Origin of the sequence: Pseudomonas fulva NBRC 16637 = DSM 17717 (assembly GCF_000730565.1) — a bacterium.
Classification (GTDB): domain Bacteria; phylum Pseudomonadota; class Gammaproteobacteria; order Pseudomonadales; family Pseudomonadaceae; genus Aquipseudomonas; species Aquipseudomonas fulva.
In genome coordinates this window covers 108067-123785 of record NZ_BBIQ01000002.1, presented here as the reverse complement: position 1 = coordinate 123785, position 15719 = coordinate 108067, and the positions used below count along the sequence as shown (strand labels likewise).

The 15719-nt window shown below is 62.6% G+C and carries 14 protein-coding genes; 11 read left to right on the top strand and 3 right to left on the bottom strand.

Annotated elements, in window-relative coordinates:
• Positions 1-17 precede the first annotated feature (17 nt).
• Positions 18-380, bottom strand: a complete 363-nt coding sequence (gene clpS, locus PFU01S_RS03045) for an ATP-dependent Clp protease adapter ClpS (RefSeq protein ID WP_023534830.1) — start codon at positions 378-380, stop codon at positions 18-20.
• A 229-nt stretch (positions 381-609) separates the two neighbouring features.
• On the opposite strand from clpS, the gene cspD reads away from it, so the two are divergent.
• The 11 genes from cspD to PFU01S_RS02990 all read left to right on the top strand — a co-directional run bounded on the left by cspD (position 610) and on the right by PFU01S_RS02990 (position 13853).
• Positions 610-867 carry a cold shock domain-containing protein CspD gene (gene cspD / locus PFU01S_RS03040; protein WP_088523364.1) on the top strand — a complete coding sequence of 86 codons (258 nt, stop codon included), beginning with the start codon at positions 610-612 and terminating at the stop codon, positions 865-867.
• Positions 868-1329: 462 nt separating this feature from the next.
• Positions 1330-3555 carry an NADP-dependent isocitrate dehydrogenase gene (locus PFU01S_RS03035; protein ID WP_027916189.1) on the top strand — a complete coding sequence of 742 codons (2226 nt, stop codon included), beginning with the start codon at positions 1330-1332 and terminating at the stop codon, positions 3553-3555.
• Positions 3556-3650: 95 nt separating this feature from the next.
• On the top strand, positions 3651-4091 hold the full coding sequence (locus PFU01S_RS03030) for an NUDIX hydrolase (protein ID WP_027916190.1): 441 nt from the start codon (positions 3651-3653) through the stop codon (positions 4089-4091).
• 58 nt (positions 4092-4149) lie between these two features.
• Positions 4150-5274, top strand: coding sequence for a tRNA 2-thiouridine(34) synthase MnmA (mnmA, locus tag PFU01S_RS03025; RefSeq protein ID WP_028686535.1), 1125 nt, complete (start codon positions 4150-4152; stop codon positions 5272-5274).
• Positions 5271-5897, top strand: a complete 627-nt coding sequence (hflD, locus tag PFU01S_RS03020) for a high frequency lysogenization protein HflD (protein ID WP_028686536.1) — start codon at positions 5271-5273, stop codon at positions 5895-5897. The genes mnmA and hflD overlap by 4 nt, the downstream gene beginning before the upstream one ends.
• Before the next feature lie 273 nt (positions 5898-6170).
• The gene (gene purB, locus PFU01S_RS03015) at positions 6171-7541 is read left to right on the top strand and encodes an adenylosuccinate lyase (protein ID WP_023534849.1); all 1371 of its coding nucleotides are present in this window, start codon (positions 6171-6173) and stop codon (positions 7539-7541) included.
• A gap of 81 nt (positions 7542-7622) precedes the next feature.
• A complete protein-coding gene (locus PFU01S_RS03010) occupies positions 7623-8789 on the top strand; it encodes a ribosomal protein uL16 3-hydroxylase (protein WP_028686537.1) in 1167 nt (388 codons plus the stop codon).
• Positions 8782-9216, top strand: coding sequence for a GNAT family N-acetyltransferase (locus PFU01S_RS03005; protein WP_027916195.1), 435 nt, complete (start codon positions 8782-8784; stop codon positions 9214-9216). Before PFU01S_RS03010 ends, PFU01S_RS03005 begins: the two co-directional genes overlap by 8 nt.
• Positions 9217-9514: 298 nt before the next feature.
• Positions 9515-11485 carry a DNA topoisomerase III gene (locus PFU01S_RS03000; RefSeq protein ID WP_028686538.1) on the top strand — a complete coding sequence of 657 codons (1971 nt, stop codon included), beginning with the start codon at positions 9515-9517 and terminating at the stop codon, positions 11483-11485.
• A gap of 81 nt (positions 11486-11566) precedes the next feature.
• Positions 11567-12940 (top strand): glutamine synthetase family protein, encoded by a 1374-nt coding sequence (locus PFU01S_RS02995; protein ID WP_033736555.1) that lies wholly within the window; start codon positions 11567-11569, stop codon positions 12938-12940.
• A 133-nt stretch (positions 12941-13073) separates the two neighbouring features.
• On the top strand, positions 13074-13853 hold the full coding sequence (locus PFU01S_RS02990; RefSeq protein WP_027916198.1) for a TSUP family transporter: 780 nt from the start codon (positions 13074-13076) through the stop codon (positions 13851-13853).
• A gap of 59 nt (positions 13854-13912) precedes the next feature.
• Here PFU01S_RS02990 and nudC read toward each other — a convergent pair whose 3' ends face one another.
• Both nudC and PFU01S_RS02980 read right to left on the bottom strand, forming a co-directional pair.
• Complete coding sequence (nudC, locus tag PFU01S_RS02985; protein WP_027916199.1) at positions 13913-14746, bottom strand: NAD(+) diphosphatase; 834 nt, start codon at positions 14744-14746, stop codon at positions 13913-13915.
• A 35-nt stretch (positions 14747-14781) separates the two neighbouring features.
• On the bottom strand, positions 14782-15594 hold the full coding sequence (locus PFU01S_RS02980; protein WP_028686540.1) for a crotonase/enoyl-CoA hydratase family protein: 813 nt from the start codon (positions 15592-15594) through the stop codon (positions 14782-14784).
• Positions 15595-15719 lie beyond the last annotated feature (125 nt).

The following is a 15719-nucleotide window of genomic DNA, read 5'->3' as shown; positions in this document are numbered from 1 at the left end:
ACCCAAGTGGTCGGCGATTAACCGTCCTTCTCGATTTCACAGAGTAGCGGATGCTGGCTTTCCCTGGCGTATTGGTTGACCTGCATGGCCTTCGTTTCGGCGATGTCGCGGGTAAACAATCCGCATACTGCCCGCCCCTCGGTATGGACGGTCAGCATGATCTTGGTCGCCAGCTCGCGGTTCAGATTGAAGAACGTTTCGAGCACTTCGACGACGAAATCCATCGGCGTGTAGTCATCGTTGAACAAAACCACCTTGTACATAGGTGGCGCCTGCAGGATCGGCTTGGCTTCCTGAACCGCCAGACCAGCGCCATCGTCCTCGTTGGATTGAGGGCGATCCTGATTGAATGTTAGTCGAATCTGGCTGTGTGCATGCATGGAAAGAATTTCATCACATCGACAGGATAAGGTTATGGGTTGACCCTGCAGCAAGCGATACGGCCTGGCCGCTGCATGACCTTGACTATCGGCAAAACGGTGTTACAACCAATAGGAACACACCGTGGTCAATAAAGATCCGCGCAACCAGCCCGATTTTTTCGAAGGCTCATTGGCGGATGATGTGGATGATACTCCAGTGATGGAGTCCTTGCAGAGGGACATAGGGATGGCAAACGGTAAAGTCAAGTGGTTCAACAACGCCAAAGGGTATGGGTTCGTGGTCGAGGATGGCAAGAGCGAAGACCTCTTCGCCCACTTTTCCGCTATCCAGATGGACGGCTACAAGACCCTCAAGGCGGGACAGGCAGTTCATTTCGATGTCATTCAAGGCCCCAAAGGCCTGCACGCTGTCAATATCCGCACCCAAGAGGCTGCCCAGGCGCTGCTACCTGACTCGACACTGGCCACCACTGTGAGTGCGTGACGCCGGTACGTCCATCCTTGAAGGATCGCACGCGTGTCGACCACCAGCGTGCGGCCTATCTGTACGCATGAAGTTACAACTCTGTTATCAAGACTTCCCTCCGCTTCTGCACGACCCGCGAGGCTGCCGCATGCGACAACCGGTCACATTGTCGCTACGTCTTTGGTCTTATAAATGGGCCGATATCACTCAGTCTTGATGATTAGGCTGATTGGTTTGATATACTGCCCCGCGACCGCAGGGTCACCGGGGCGATCCCTAGGAAAATGCGGACCGTCCCAGGCCATCTCAGGCCACTAAGCCCGGGTTGTTACCGCAGCTCGGCACTTGACGCTCGACTGATGCATCCACCATCACAGCTCGCAGCCTCTCGACTTTCCGCCCATGGCGCTGCCAGGGCGGTGTGCCTACCCGGTGCACCACGAGACTCGAGCACGCTCAGCACACAGAGAGTTAGCCCGCATGCCCACCCGTTCCAAGATCATCTATACCTTCACCGACGAAGCTCCTGCCCTCGCCACCTACTCGCTGCTGCCGATCATCGAAGCCTTCACCGCTTGCGCTGACATTGCCGTCGAAACCCGCGACATCTCCCTGGCAGGCCGTATCCTTGCAGCCTTCCCGGAGCAACTCGGCGCAGAAAAACAGGTAGGCGATCACCTGGCGGAACTGGGCCAACTGGCCACCACCCCTGAAGCCAACATCATCAAGCTGCCGAACATCAGCGCCTCGGTACCGCAGCTCAAGGCCGCGATCAAGGAGCTGCAAGGCAAGGGCTTCAACATCCCGGACTACGCCGACGAACCGGCCACCGCCGAGGAAAAGGAATCGCGCGCCCGCTACGACCGCATCAAGGGTTCGGCCGTGAACCCGGTCCTGCGCGAAGGCAACTCCGACCGCCGCGCACCGCTGTCGGTCAAGAACTACGCACGCAAGCACCCTCACAAGATGGGCGCCTGGGCGGCCGACTCCAAGTCGCACGTGGCTCACATGAGCCAGGGCGACTTCTACGGCAGCGAGAAGGCTGCACTGATCGAGGCTGACGACAGCCTGCGCATCGAGCTGGTCGGCGCCGACGGCACCACCACCGTCCTGAAAGAGAAAACCGCCGTCAAGGCAGCTGAAATCATCGACTGCGCCACCATGAGCCGCAAGGCCCTCAAGGCCTTCGTCGCCGAGCAGATCGCCGACGCCAAGGCATCGGGCGTGCTGATGTCGGTGCACCTCAAAGCGACCATGATGAAGGTTTCCGACCCGATCATGTTCGGCGTCATCGTCGAAGAATTCTATAACGATGTACTAGCCAAGCACGCGGCTGCCCTGGCCGAAGTAGGCTTCAATGCCAACAACGGCATCGGCGACCTGTACGCCCGCATCAAGGACCTGCCCGCCGAGAAGCAAGCCGAAATCGAAGCGGACATCCAGGCCTTGTACGCCGAGCGCCCTGCCCTGGCGATGGTCAACTCCGATAAAGGCATCACCAACCTGCACGTGCCGAGCGATGTGATCGTCGACGCCTCGATGCCGGCCATGATTCGTGATTCGGGCAAGATGTGGAACAGCGCCGGCGAGCTGCAGGACGCCAAGGCGATCATCCCGGACCGCTGCTACGCTGGCATCTACCAGGCCACCATCGAAGACTGCAAGGCCAATGGCGCCTTCGACCCGACCACCATGGGCAGCGTGCCGAACGTTGGCCTGATGGCGCAGAAAGCCGAGGAATACGGCTCCCACGACAAGACTTTCCAGATCAAGACCGATGGCGTCGTGCGCGTTGTCGACACCAAGGGCAACCTGGTGCTGGAACAGAAGGTCGAAGCAGGTGACATCTTCCGCATGTGCCAGGTCAAGGATGCACCCATCCAGGACTGGGTCAAGCTGGCCGTCAACCGCGCCCGCCTGAGCGATACCCCGGCCGTGTTCTGGCTGGACCCGGCTCGCGCCCACGACAGCGCCATGATCGAGAAGGTGCAGACCTACCTCAAGGACCACGACACGTCCGGCCTCGATATCCGCATCATGTCCCCGGTCGAGGCCATCAAGTTCTCCCTGGCTCGCATCCGCGAAGGCAAGGACACCATCTCGGTGACCGGCAACGTGCTGCGCGACTACCTCACCGACCTGTTCCCGATCATGGAACTGGGCACCAGCGCCAAGATGCTGTCGATCGTGCCGCTGATGAATGGCGGTGGCCTGTTCGAAACCGGCGCTGGCGGCTCGGCCCCCAAGCACGTGCAGCAGTTGGTAGAAGAGAACTTCCTGCGCTGGGACTCGCTGGGTGAATTCCTGGCCCTGGCCGCTTCCCTGGAGCACTTGGGCAACACCTACGAGAACCCACGCGCCAAGGTGCTGGCCCAGACGCTGGACCAGGCAACCGGCAAGTTCCTGGACACCAACAAGTCGCCTTCGCGCAAGGTCGGCGGCATCGACAACCGCGGCAGCCATTTCTACCTGACCCTGTATTGGGCACAAGCACTGGCCGCCCAGGACGACGATGCAGCCCTGAAAGCTCGCTTTGCCCCTCTGGCCAAGGCCTTGAGCGACAACGAAGAAAAAATCGTTGCCGAACTCAACGCTGTCCAAGGCAAGCCAGTGGACATTGGTGGCTACTATGCCCCTGACGCCGACCTGACGGCCAAGGTCATGCGCCCAAGCCAGACCCTGAACAGCGCCATCGCCGCCCTGTAAGGCTCGCTTGACGTAACCCACGAACCCCGGCCACGCACCGGGGTTCGTGCTTTCTGGGCCGCACAACGGCCAACTCGCTCACCCTGGAGCACTGCATGACCTGGCACCCTCATATCACCGTCGCCACCGTTGTCGAAGACAACGGCAGGTTTCTGTTCGTCGAAGAGTTCAAGGCCGGGCGACACGTCTTCAACCAACCTGCCGGCCACCTCGAACCCAATGAAACCCTGGCCCAGGCGGCGCTGCGTGAAACCCTGGAAGAAACGGCCTGGGAGGTGGAGCTGACCGGGCTGGTGGGTATTTACCTGTATACGGCGCCGAGCAACGGCGTGACCTACCAGCGCATCTGCTTTGCCGCCCGCCCTGTCCGGCATCGCGTCGACAGCCCCCTGGACAGCGATATCGAGCGCGCCTTGTGGCTGACGCGTGACGAGCTGCTCGCCGATCCGGCGCGCTGGCGCAGCGAACTGGTGCCTCGCTGCCTTGACGACTACCTGCAGGGCCCGCTGCACAGCCTTGACCTGCTGCGCGACTGACGCGCCGCCGCGGGTTTGGTAGTATCGGCGTTTTTCCTCTTGATCTACATCGGTAACCATGACCAGCCCAGCACTCAAAGACCCCGCCAAGACCCGCGTCATCGTCGGCATGTCCGGCGGCGTGGACTCTTCCGTCTCCGCCCTCCTGCTCATGGAGCAGGGTTACCAGGTGGAAGGGCTGTTCATGAAGAACTGGGAAGAGGACGACGGCACCGAATACTGCACGGCCCGTGAAGACCTGGCAGATGCCCAAGCTGTTTGCGACCGCATCGGCATCACCCTGCACACCGCCAATTTCGCGGCCGAGTACTGGGACAACGTGTTCGAGCACTTCCTTGAGGAATACAAGGCCGGCCGTACCCCGAACCCCGACATCCTCTGCAACCGCGAGATCAAGTTCAAGGCCTTCCTGGACTATGCCCTGTCCCTGGGCGCCGACCTGATCGCCACCGGTCACTATGTTCGCCGCCGCGACACCGCCGAACTGACCCAGCTGCTCAAAGGCCTGGACCCGAACAAGGACCAGAGCTATTTCCTACATGCCGTGGGCGGCAAGGAAATTGCCCGCACCTTGTTCCCGGTGGGCGAGCTGGAAAAACCCGAGGTGCGCGCCATTGCCGAGAAACACGGCCTGGCCACGGCCAAGAAGAAAGACTCCACCGGCATCTGCTTTATCGGTGAGCGACGTTTCAGCGACTTCCTCAAGCAATACCTGCCGGCCCAACCCGGCGACATCGAAACCACCGACGGTGAAGTGATCGGTCGCCATCATGGCCTCATGTACCACACCATCGGCCAGCGCCAGGGCCTGGGTATCGGCGGCCTGAAGGATGCTGGGGACGAGCCTTGGTACGTGCTGCACAAGGACCTGACGCGCAATGTGCTCGTGGTCGGCCAGGGCAATGAACACCCCTGGTTGTTCTCCCGCGCCCTGCTGGCCTCCGAAATCTTCTGGGTGAACCCGGTCGACCTCGATAGCCCGCGCCAGCTCACTGCCAAGGTTCGCTACCGACAACACGACCAGCAGTGCACCCTGCACCGTACGGCCACCGGTTATCGGGCCGTCTTCGACGAGCCGCAGCGCGCAGTTACCCCTGGCCAGTCGGTGGTGTTCTATGACGGCGAGGTGTGCCTGGGCGGTGGCGTGATCGAAGCAGCCGAGCCGTGGAGCCCACGCTCGTGAACCGCGTGCAGGAACAGTTGATCGCGCTGGGCGGCGTATTCCAGGCAGCCGTGCTGGTGGACCGTATCGCCCGTACCGGGCAGGCCAGCGAAGCTGATATCGGCTGCATGCTGGGCAGCCTGCTGGTGCGTGATCCCAAGGATACGCTGGAGGTCTTCGGTGGCAATGACCTGAACTTGCGCGACGGTTACCGCGCGCTGGTCGGGGCATTGGAGCGCGACCCCAGCAGCCTGCAGCGCGAGCCTTTGCGTTATGCCTTGTCGATGCTGGGCCTGGAACGGCAGCTGAACAAGCGCGGCGACCTGCTCGAGACCATCGGTAACCGCCTGCCGCAGATCCAGTCCCAGGCCGATCACTTCGGCCTGGTGCACGAGAACGTCATCGCGTCGAGCGGCGCGCTGTACCAGGACACCTTGAGCACCTTGCGTCAGCGCATCCAGGTGCACGGCGACATGCGCTTCCTGCAGCAGCCCAACAACGCCTCCAAGATCCGCGCCCTGCTGCTGGCCGGTATCCGCGCTGCACGGCTATGGCGCCAGCTCGGTGGGCACCGCTGGCAGCTGGTGTTCAGCCGACGCAAATTGCTCAACGAGCTGTACGACATGATGCGCACAGCGCCCTGAAACCCAGCCTCACACATTCGGGCGCACAGACGCGAACGCGCCTGGCTGACCACACTCCTTGCAGGAGGGGCCTTGTGCCCCGACGGGCTGCACGGCAGCCCCGACGCGAGCTGACAGAGAGCAGTCAATGGCGTTGCTCCGCCACCAGATCGGTGCAGCGCCCGCTCAGCAAACCGAGCAGATTGAAGCAACCTTTGGTCAGCCCCCCGACTCCAGCGCATTTTTAATGTATGATATGCGCCCTCCAAAAGCCTGACTGTCCGAGAACACCCCATGCAGCTTTCTTCGCTCACTGCGGTTTCCCCTGTAGACGGCCGTTACGCCGGCAAAACCCAGGCCTTGCGCCCCATCTTCAGCGAATTCGGCCTGATCCGTTTCCGCGCCCTGGTCGAAGTGCGCTGGTTGCAGCGCCTGGCCGCCCACCCGCAGATCAGCGAAGTGCCGGCGTTTTCCGCCGAAGCCAACGCGCTGCTGGACAACCTGGCCACCGATTTCAAGCTCGAGCACGCCGAGCGCGTCAAAGAAATCGAGCGCACCACCAACCACGACGTCAAGGCGATCGAATACCTCCTCAAGGAGCAGGCCGCCCAGCTGCCTGAGCTGGCCAAGGTCAGCGAATTCATCCACTTCGCCTGCACCAGCGAGGACATCAACAACCTGTCCCACGCCCTGATGCTGCGCGCCGGTCGTGACGAGGTGCTGTTGCCGCTGATGCGTCAGATCGCCGACGCCATTCGCGCCCTGGCCCACGCCCATGCCGATGTGCCGATGCTCTCGCGCACCCATGGTCAGCCTGCCTCCCCGACTACCCTCGGCAAGGAGCTGGCCAACGTCGTGTACCGTCTGGAACGCCAGATCGCCCAAGTCGCTGCCGTGCCGCTGCTGGGCAAGATCAACGGCGCCGTGGGCAACTACAACGCCCACCTGTCGGCCTATTCGCAGATCGATTGGGAGCAGAACGCCCGCGCCTTCATCGAAGACGAGCTGGGCTTGCAGTTCAACCCCTACACGACTCAGATCGAGCCGCACGACTACATTGCCGAGCTGTTCGACGCCATCGCGCGCTTCAACACCATCCTCATCGATTTCGATCGGGACGTGTGGGGCTACATTTCGCTGGGCTACTTCAAGCAGAAGACCGTTGCCGGCGAAATCGGCTCCTCGACCATGCCGCACAAGGTCAACCCCATCGACTTCGAAAACTCCGAAGGCAACCTGGGCATCGCCAACGCCCTGTTCCAGCACCTGGCCAGCAAGCTGCCGGTTTCGCGCTGGCAGCGTGACCTGACCGACTCCACCGTGCTGCGCAACCTGGGCGTGGGCTTTGCCCACAGCGTCATCGCGTATGAAGCCAGCCTCAAAGGCATCGGCAAGCTCGAAGTGAACCACGCCCGTATCGCGGCCGACCTGGATGCCTGCTGGGAAGTGCTGGCCGAGCCGATCCAGACCGTGATGCGTCGATTCAACATCGAGAACCCCTACGAGAAGCTCAAGGAGCTGACCCGCGGCAAGGGCATCACCCCGGATGCTCTGCTGAGCTTCATCGATGGGCTGGACATGCCCGCCGAAGCCAAGGCCGAACTCAAGCAACTCACGCCCGCTACCTACATCGGTAACGCGGCTGCGCAGGCCAAACGCGTCTAACGCGCGCTCTGCGCCCAACGCCCGGCCTGGCCGGGCGTTTTTATTCCCGTCTGAAAATTACGTTTTTTCAATAGGTTGAAGATGAATCCTGATACTCCACTGCAGCTGCTGGGCGGCATTACAGCCCGTGAATTCATGCGCGACTACTGGCAGAAAAAGCCGCTGCTGGTGCGCCAGGCATTCCCCGATTTCATCAGCCCCATCGATCCGGACGAGCTGGCTGGTCTGGCGCTGGAAGAGGAAGTCGAGTCCCGTATCGTGCTCGAGCACGGCGCACACCCGTGGGAAATGCGCCGCGGTCCGTTCAACGAGGACACGTTTGCCGAGCTGCCGGAAAAAGACTGGACGTTGCTGGTACAAGCCGTCGACCAGTTCGTGCCGGAAGTGGCAGAGTTGCTGGAAAACTTCCGCTTCCTGCCCAGCTGGCGTATCGACGACGTCATGATCAGCTTCGCTACCCCAGGCGGTAGCGTGGGCCCGCACTTCGACAACTACGACGTGTTCCTGCTGCAAGGCCAAGGGCAGCGTAACTGGAAGATCGGGCAGATGTGCGACAGCGACAGCGCCCTGCTCGAGCACAGCGACCTGCGCATCCTGGCCGATTTCGAGCAAAGTGACGAGTGGACCCTGGAGCCTGGCGACATGCTTTACCTGCCGCCGCGCCTGGCTCACTATGGCGTTGCCGTGGACGACTGCCTCACCTACTCGGTCGGTTTCCGCGCACCGAGCGCCGCCGAAGTGCTCACTCACTTCACCGACTTCCTCGGCCAGTTCCTGCCGGACGAAGAGCGCTACAGCGACGCCGATGCACAGCCAGTCAGCGACCCTCATCAGATCCAGCATGATGCCCTGGACCGCCTCAAGGCGCTGCTGGACAAGCACATGGGTGACAAGGATCTGCTGTTGACCTGGTTCGGCCAGTTCATGACCGAGCCGCGTTACCCCGAGCAGATCGTTGGCGAGGAGTTGTCCGAGCAGGAGCTGCTCAACGCCTTGCAGCAGGGCGCCATCCTGATCCGCAACCCGAGCGCCCGCATGGCCTGGTCCGAGTTCGACAGCGACCTGCTGCTCTTTGCCAGCGGCCGTAGCTGCCCGCTGCCTGGAAAGCTGCGCGACCTGCTCAAGCTGGTGTGCGCTGCCGACGCCCTGCACAGCGAGAACCTCGGCCAGTGGCTGCAGGATGAAGATGCATTGATGCTGATCCAGCAGTTGGTCAAGCAAGGTAGCCTGGGTTTTGCCGATGAATAAGATTCGGGTGCGCCTGGCCGATTGGGTCAAGGACAACGCCGACATTCGCCGCATCCGTGAGGCAGTGTTCGTCGCCGAGCAGCACATACCGGTCGAACTGGAATTCGACTCCGAAGACCAGGATGCCTTGCACTTCCTGGCACTGGAGGGCGACTACCCGATCGGCACCGCACGCTTGCTCGCCGATGGCACCATCGGCCGAATCTCGGTGCTCAAGGACTGGCGCGGCCTGAAAGTGGGCGACGCACTGGTCAATGCCGTCATCGCCGAAGCGCAGGCCCGTGACCTTAAGCCTCAACGCCTCAGCGCGCAGGTGCACGCCACACCGTTCTACGAGCGGCTGGGTTTCAAAGTGGTCAGCGAAGAGTTCCTCGAGGCCGGCATCCCTCACGTAGACATGGTGCGCGAGTCGCACTTGCCTTCTTGAAGCGTGCCAGGCCTGTTCGCATCTGACCCCGGCATGCCGGCGCGACCGCCGCTCTTGTCCCCACAGGAGCGGTTCAAGCTCACGCGCGTACACGTCCCCTTCAGGCGCCGGCTTGCCGGCGACAGGCTGACCGTTAGCCGTATTCAATCGCGCTGCTAACGTACCGATCCTGTGCCGGCTCACATCACCGGCACATCCGGATACGCCTCGCACTGTACATCCATCCACATAAAACTTGCCTACTTCGTTGCGCACCCGCATCCTAGCGCTCATCTCCATCGATGAAGCGTCAATGGTCATGCGGCTGTTTCTGTGTGAAAAACCCTCCCAGGCAAAAGACATCGCCAAAGTGCTCGGCGCCAATCGCAAAGGCGATGGCTGTTGGCAAGGCACCGACGTGTGCGTGACCTGGTGCATTGGCCACCTGCTGGAAACGGCCCCACCCGACAGCTATGACGAGCGCTACAAGCGCTGGAACCTGGCCGACCTGCCGATTATCCCGCAACAATGGAAAATGCTGGTCAAACCCAAGACCGCCAGCCAGTACAAGGCGGTCAAGCGCCTGCTGGGAGAGGCCCGCGAGCTGATCATCGCGACCGATGCCGACCGCGAAGGCGAAATGATTGCCCGCGAGCTGGTCGAACACTGTCGCTACCGTGGCCCGGTGCAACGCCTGTGGTTGTCAGCGCTCGATGATGCGTCGATTCGCAAGGCCCTGGCCCGCCTGCTGCCGGGGCATGAGACCTTCAACCTTTATCACTCGGCGCTGGGCCGTTCACGTGCCGACTGGCTGATCGGGATGAACATGAGCCGGCTGTTCACCCTGCTCGGTCGTCAGTCCGGCTATCAGGGCGTGCTGCCGGTGGGTCGCGTGCAAACGCCGACCCTGCGCCTGGTGGTAGATCGAGACCGCAGCATCGCACAGTTCGTGCCCGTGCCCTTCTGGGCCATCGACGTGCGTCTAAGTCATGCCAACCAGGCGTTCATGGCCCAGTGGCGGGCGCCGGAGGACGTCTGCGACGACCAGGGTCGGTGCCTTAACCAGGCGTTGGCGCAGCAAGCGGCCGCTGCCATCGAGCAGGCCGGCGTTGCCCAGGCCGTGAAAGTCGCAACGGAACGGGTGCGCGAAGCCGCGCCCCTGCCCTTTGACCTCGGTACTCTGCAAGAGCTGTGCTCGAAGAAGTTCGGCCTCGGCGCCCAGGAAACCCTGGATATCGCCCAGGCGCTGTACGAGACTCACAAGCTGATTACCTACCCGCGCAGCGACTGCGGTTACCTGCCGATGAGCCAGCATGGGGAAGCGCCCGCCATTCTTGCGGCGCTACAGCGGGCTGATGCCAGCCTGGCGCCCTTGCAACCTCATCTGCAACCCCAGCGCCGTTCACGCGCCTGGAACGATGCCAAGGTCAGTGCCCACCATGGCATCATACCGACGGTCGCCGCCAGCGACCCAGGGCGCCTGCCGGCCAAGCACAAGTCGGTGTATACCCTGATCCGCGCGCGCTACCTGGCGCAGTTTCTACCTCACCATGAGTACGACCGCACCCAGGCAGACTTCGACTGCGCAGGCCATGCCTTGCGCGCCGTGGGCAAGCAGATCGTCGAGCCGGGCTGGCGTCGCGCCCTGCCGGAGGCCTTGACGCCGGCCAAGGGTCGCGAAGCCGCGCCGCCCCAGGTACTCCCGGTGTTGCGCGAAGGCCAAGCGTGCTCGGTCCAGGATGTCCAGCTCAAAGACCTGTGGACCCAACCCCCCAAGCACTTTACCGAAGGCGACCTGATCAAGGCCATGAAGAACGTGGCCAAGCTGGTGGACGACCCTCGGCTCAAACAAAAGCTCAAGGAAACCACTGGGATCGGTACCGAAGCCACCCGTGCCAGCATCATCCAGGGCCTGCTGGACCGGGGCTACCTGGTCAAGAACGGCAAGGCGCTAGCGGCAACGCCTGCTGCCTTCAGCCTGATAGACGCCGTCCCCCGTGCTATCGCCGACCCCGGCACCACTGCCATCTGGGAGCAGGCACTGGACATGGTGCAAAGCGGCGACATGAGTCTGGAAGAATTCGTGGCCCGGCAATCGGCCTGGATGGGCAAGCTGGTAGAACGTTGCAGCGGCCTGCGCATGACCATTACCGGCCCGGCGGCGGGCGCAGCCCCGCCCTGGAAGAAAAAGCGCAGAAGCGGCGGCAAGGTCCGGTCAAGTTCAGGCAAGGCAGCAGGTGCCAAAGGTGGCGCAGGTAAAGCCAGGCAACCGAGGAAGAAGTCCACCTGAGCCTATGGATGCAGGCTACAGCGGGCGGATTGGGCGGCCTCTGCTACATTTCCCTGGATCTATTCGCCTGTGGAGTTGCCCATGAGCCCGGACTTGGAACGCACGCCTGCCCAAACGAGCTTCCCGGACGTACTCGCTGAGGTTCGCGCCTTTCGTGCCCAGTATCCCGGCGTGCGCCATGTCGACCTTATCAGCCTCGACATCCCAGGCCACTTTTACGGCAAGCGCTACCCGATCGACATGCTTGAGAAGGTCGCCGCCGGCAGCCCGCTCAAACTGCCCCAGAACGCAGTGCTCCTTGGCACCCAAGGTGGCCTGTTCCAGATCGGCGACTACTGCTTCAACGACGGCGACCCTGACGCCCTGCGCCGGCTGGTGCCCGGCACGTTGAAGCCTGTCACATGGGAAGCGCACCCCTTGGGGCAGATGCTGATCAGCAGCGACGCAACGCCAGCCCCCATTGCGTTCGAACCCCGAGAGGTGCTGGCGCGGGTTCTGCAACGCCTGGCACGCCGCGGCATTCATCCAGTCGTGGCGTTCGAGCTGGAGTTCTACCTGTTCGACCGCGCGCTCACAGCGGGCCTGCCACAGTTTCCCCGCTATCCTCTGAGCGCCGATGAAGACGACCAGCCCAACTTGCACATCGAGCGCTTGAGCCGCTTCGCAGAGGTACTGCATGACATGGTTGCCACAGCCAATGTGCAAGGCGTGGATGCTAACGTCATCACCGCCGAGCTGGGGCCAGGCCAGTTCGAGATCAACTTCGGACACTGCAACGATGGGCTGCAAGCGGCAGACTGGGCGGCGTTGTTCAGCCGTAGTACGCGCGGTGTCGCACGCAAGCACGGCCACCGCGCCTCGTTCATGAGCAAACCTTACTTGCATGCGCCCGGCAGCGGCATGCATGTGCATGTCAGCCTGTATGAGGAGGGGGGCAACAACCTGCTGGCCGCCGATGGCCAGCGTCCGCTGCGCCAGGCGGTAGCCGGATGCCTGTCTCTGCTGCCTCAGTGCATGCCGATCTTCGCCGCCAACCACAATGCCTTCCGCCGTTATGGCGCCATGGTCAACGCCGCCAGCCGGGCCAGCTGGGGATACGAAGACCGCGATGCCTGTATTCGCATTCCAGAATCCGATGCCCGCAACCTGCGCATCGAACATCGCCTGGCCGGCGCCGATGCCAACCCCTACCTGGTGCTGGCCGCCATCCTGTGCGGTCTGGAACAGGGCCTCGACGCCGCGCAGGACCCTATCGCACCATTGAACGAAGACCGCTCCAGCGGCATCGACTTTCCCAAGGACATGCTAAGCGCAGTAACGGCCATGCAGCACGCGCCTGCGGTTATCGAAGGCTTGGGGGCCGAATTCGTCAGGGTGTATTGCGAGAACAAGCGCCAGGACCACTTGGCGTTTATGCAGGAGATCAGTGCTCGGGAGTACCGCTGGTTTTTGTGATCACAGCCAGGTGACGCTGGCGCGGGTTCCTCGATTGATACCCGCGTTGGCACTTGCGCGGTCGGGGTATTAACATGTCCGGCTTATCACGCGGCGTTTTGTCGCATACCGTCTCATTGCCTGCCAGATTCCCATGCCCTTCGAACTTACCGTAGAACCCTTGACCCTGCTCATCCTGGCAGGGGTCGCTTTCGTCGCCGGTTTCATCGATGCCATCGCTGGCGGCGGCGGCCTGCTGACCACCCCCGCCCTGCTGACAGCCGGCATGCCGCCTCACCTGGTACTGGGCACCAACAAGCTCAGCTCCACGTTCGGCTCGGCCACGGCCAGCCTCACCTACTACAGGCGCAAGCTCTTTCACCCGGCTCAGTGGCGTCGGGCCCTGTTTGGCACCTTGGCCGGGGCCCTGCTAGGGGCGGTCGTTGCGCACTACATGCCTGCCGAGTGGCTGAACAAGATGCTGCCGGTGATCGTGTTCGCCTGCGGCCTGTACCTGTTGTTCGGCGGCACGCCAAAGGCGCCACTGGACGCCGATGCCCCGATTCGCAAGAAGTGGCAGCTGCCGCAAGGCCTGACCTTGGGTTTCTATGACGGCGTGGCTGGGCCGGGTACAGGTGCTTTCTGGACGGTCAGCACCCTGCTGCTTTACCCCATCGACCTTGTCCGCGCCAGTGGCGTGGCCCGCAGCATGAACTTCGTCAGCAACATCGCAGCCCTGACGGTGTTCGTGATTTCCGGGCAGGTGGATTACATCGTCGGCCTGTGCATGGGCCTGTCGGTCATGGTCGGCGCCTTCTTTGGCGCCCGGACGGCGATCAGCGGCGGTAGCAAGTTCATCCGTCCCGTATTCATCACCGTGGTGCTGGCCCTGACCGTGCGCCTGGCCTGGCAGCACTGGTTTGGCCAGGCGTGATCAGCCAGGAACTGCACGCGTAAGGGACTGGGGTCTCGACCTGGAGCGAGCCTGATCGGTCACTGCCCGGGGAACGCAGGGTCGGCACGGCCCAATCGGCGGGCTACGTACAGGTCGATCAGGTAACGGGCAATCGACCGTCCAGCCGGCAGCGGCGGTAGATCGTGCACATTGAACCAGCGGGCATCCTCGATTTCATCCGGCTGCATGACGATGGCGCCCCCGGCGTATTCGGCATGAAAGCCCAGCATCATCGAGTGCGGGAAGGGCCAGCACTGGCTACCCACGTACTGGATGTTCTTGACCTCCAGCGCCACTTCTTCGCGCACTTCGCGCACCAGGCAGTCTTCGGCCGACTCGCCGGGTTCGGCGAAGCCCGCCAGGGTGCTGTACACGCCTGCCACGAAGCGCGGCGAGCGCGCCAGCAGGATCTCGTCGCCTCGTGTGATCAACACGATCATGCTGGGCGAGATGCGCGGGTAGCTGCGCAGGTCGCAGGCCCTGCAGTGCATGGCCCGCTCCCAGCGAATTTGCGTCATGGGCTGACCGCAACTGCCACAGAACCGGTGCTCGCGCGCCCAGGTGCCGATCTGCGCGGCGTAACCCAGGATCGTGTATGTCTCGGCATCCCCTTCGAGCATGAACGTGCGCAGGCCCCGCCAACTGCAACCGGGTACCTGGCCGGCACTGGCCAGCTCAAGCAGAAATACCGGCTGGCCATCGAAGTGACCGATGCCGTGCTCGCACAGCACATCCAGCCCCTGGCCCTTGAGCCAGTCGCGCGGGAACAACGCGCCCTCTTCCCCGACCAGAAAGCCCTCCGGGCTGTGGGCCACGGCCAAGCCGGCGGGCGTTTGCGGGTCGAGTACTGCGGTCGTCCAGCGTGCTGACATAAGGGCATTCCTGTAAGGTGCGCCCGTCGACTCTGTCAGTCGGCGAACGACGGTTTGTGTTTGTTCATGTGCGCGGCCATGGCCAGGCGCATGTCTTCGGACTGCAACATCGCCGCATTCCAGGTGGCGATGTACTCGAGGCCGTCGTCGATGCGGTGATCGCGCATGTAGCTCAGCATGTGCTTGGTACCGGCCACGGCGATCGGTGATTTGGCTGCGATGTCCCGGGCAATGGCGAACACACCCTCGAGCAAGGCGGCTTGATCATCGTAGACCCGGTTCACCAGGCCGATGCGCAGCGCCTCCTCGGCCTCGACGGTACGTCCGGTGTAGGCCAGTTCTCGCATGATGCCGTCGTTGATGATGCGTGGCAAACGCTGCAATGTGCCGACGTCCGCGGCCATGCCCATGTCGATTTCCTTGATGGAGAACTGCGCGTCACCGCTGCAATAGCGCATGTCGCAGGCTGACAGCAGGTCGATGGCTCCGCCGATGCAGTAGCCCTGTACGGCCGCCAGCACTGGCTTGCGGCAGCGGTCGACGGCGTTGAACGAGGCTTGCAGGGCCAGGATGGTCTTGCGCAGCGTGCGGGCGTTGCGCGCAGGGTCCTTGCCCATCTGCCCGGCGACCGACGCCAGCATGGCCAGGTCGATGCCGGCCGAAAAGTGCTTGCCAGCACCGCTGATGATTACGGCCCGGACCGCGTCGGTGTCGTCCACCCACTGGAAGATCTCGATGATTTCCTCCCAGAACGCGGCATTCATGGCGTTCAGTTTTTCCGGGCGGTTGATCTGAACGTGGGCAATGTTTTCGTTCAGCTCTACCTTGAACGCGCTGTATTGGGTCACGGGCGACACTCCTGTGGGCTCTGGCAATGACAGCGATGGTAGCGCAGCCCGGTTGCCGTGCGTCTGCCAAAAGCGGGACTGCGGGAATAGGCGGACGGCTCAGGCCAAGCAACGCGCGTACAACT

What these genes read in the sequence shown, in the direction of transcription:
- clpS (WP_023534830.1), bottom strand. Translation starts at nt 380, where the DNA reads ATGCATGCACACAGCCAGATTCGACTAACATTCAATCAGGATCGCCCT.
- cspD (WP_088523364.1), top strand. Translation starts at nt 610, where the DNA reads ATGGCAAACGGTAAAGTCAAGTGGTTCAACAACGCCAAAGGGTATGGG.
- PFU01S_RS03035 (WP_027916189.1), top strand. Translation starts at nt 1,330, where the DNA reads ATGCCCACCCGTTCCAAGATCATCTATACCTTCACCGACGAAGCTCCT.
- PFU01S_RS03030 (WP_027916190.1), top strand. Translation starts at nt 3,651, where the DNA reads ATGACCTGGCACCCTCATATCACCGTCGCCACCGTTGTCGAAGACAAC.
- mnmA (WP_028686535.1), top strand. Translation starts at nt 4,150, where the DNA reads ATGACCAGCCCAGCACTCAAAGACCCCGCCAAGACCCGCGTCATCGTC.
- purB (WP_023534849.1), top strand. Translation starts at nt 6,171, where the DNA reads ATGCAGCTTTCTTCGCTCACTGCGGTTTCCCCTGTAGACGGCCGTTAC.
- PFU01S_RS03010 (WP_028686537.1), top strand. Translation starts at nt 7,623, where the DNA reads ATGAATCCTGATACTCCACTGCAGCTGCTGGGCGGCATTACAGCCCGT.
- PFU01S_RS03005 (WP_027916195.1), top strand. Translation starts at nt 8,782, where the DNA reads ATGAATAAGATTCGGGTGCGCCTGGCCGATTGGGTCAAGGACAACGCC.
- PFU01S_RS03000 (WP_028686538.1), top strand. Translation starts at nt 9,515, where the DNA reads ATGCGGCTGTTTCTGTGTGAAAAACCCTCCCAGGCAAAAGACATCGCC.
- PFU01S_RS02995 (WP_033736555.1), top strand. Translation starts at nt 11,567, where the DNA reads ATGAGCCCGGACTTGGAACGCACGCCTGCCCAAACGAGCTTCCCGGAC.
- PFU01S_RS02990 (WP_027916198.1), top strand. Translation starts at nt 13,074, where the DNA reads ATGCCCTTCGAACTTACCGTAGAACCCTTGACCCTGCTCATCCTGGCA.
- nudC (WP_027916199.1), bottom strand. Translation starts at nt 14,746, where the DNA reads ATGTCAGCACGCTGGACGACCGCAGTACTCGACCCGCAAACGCCCGCC.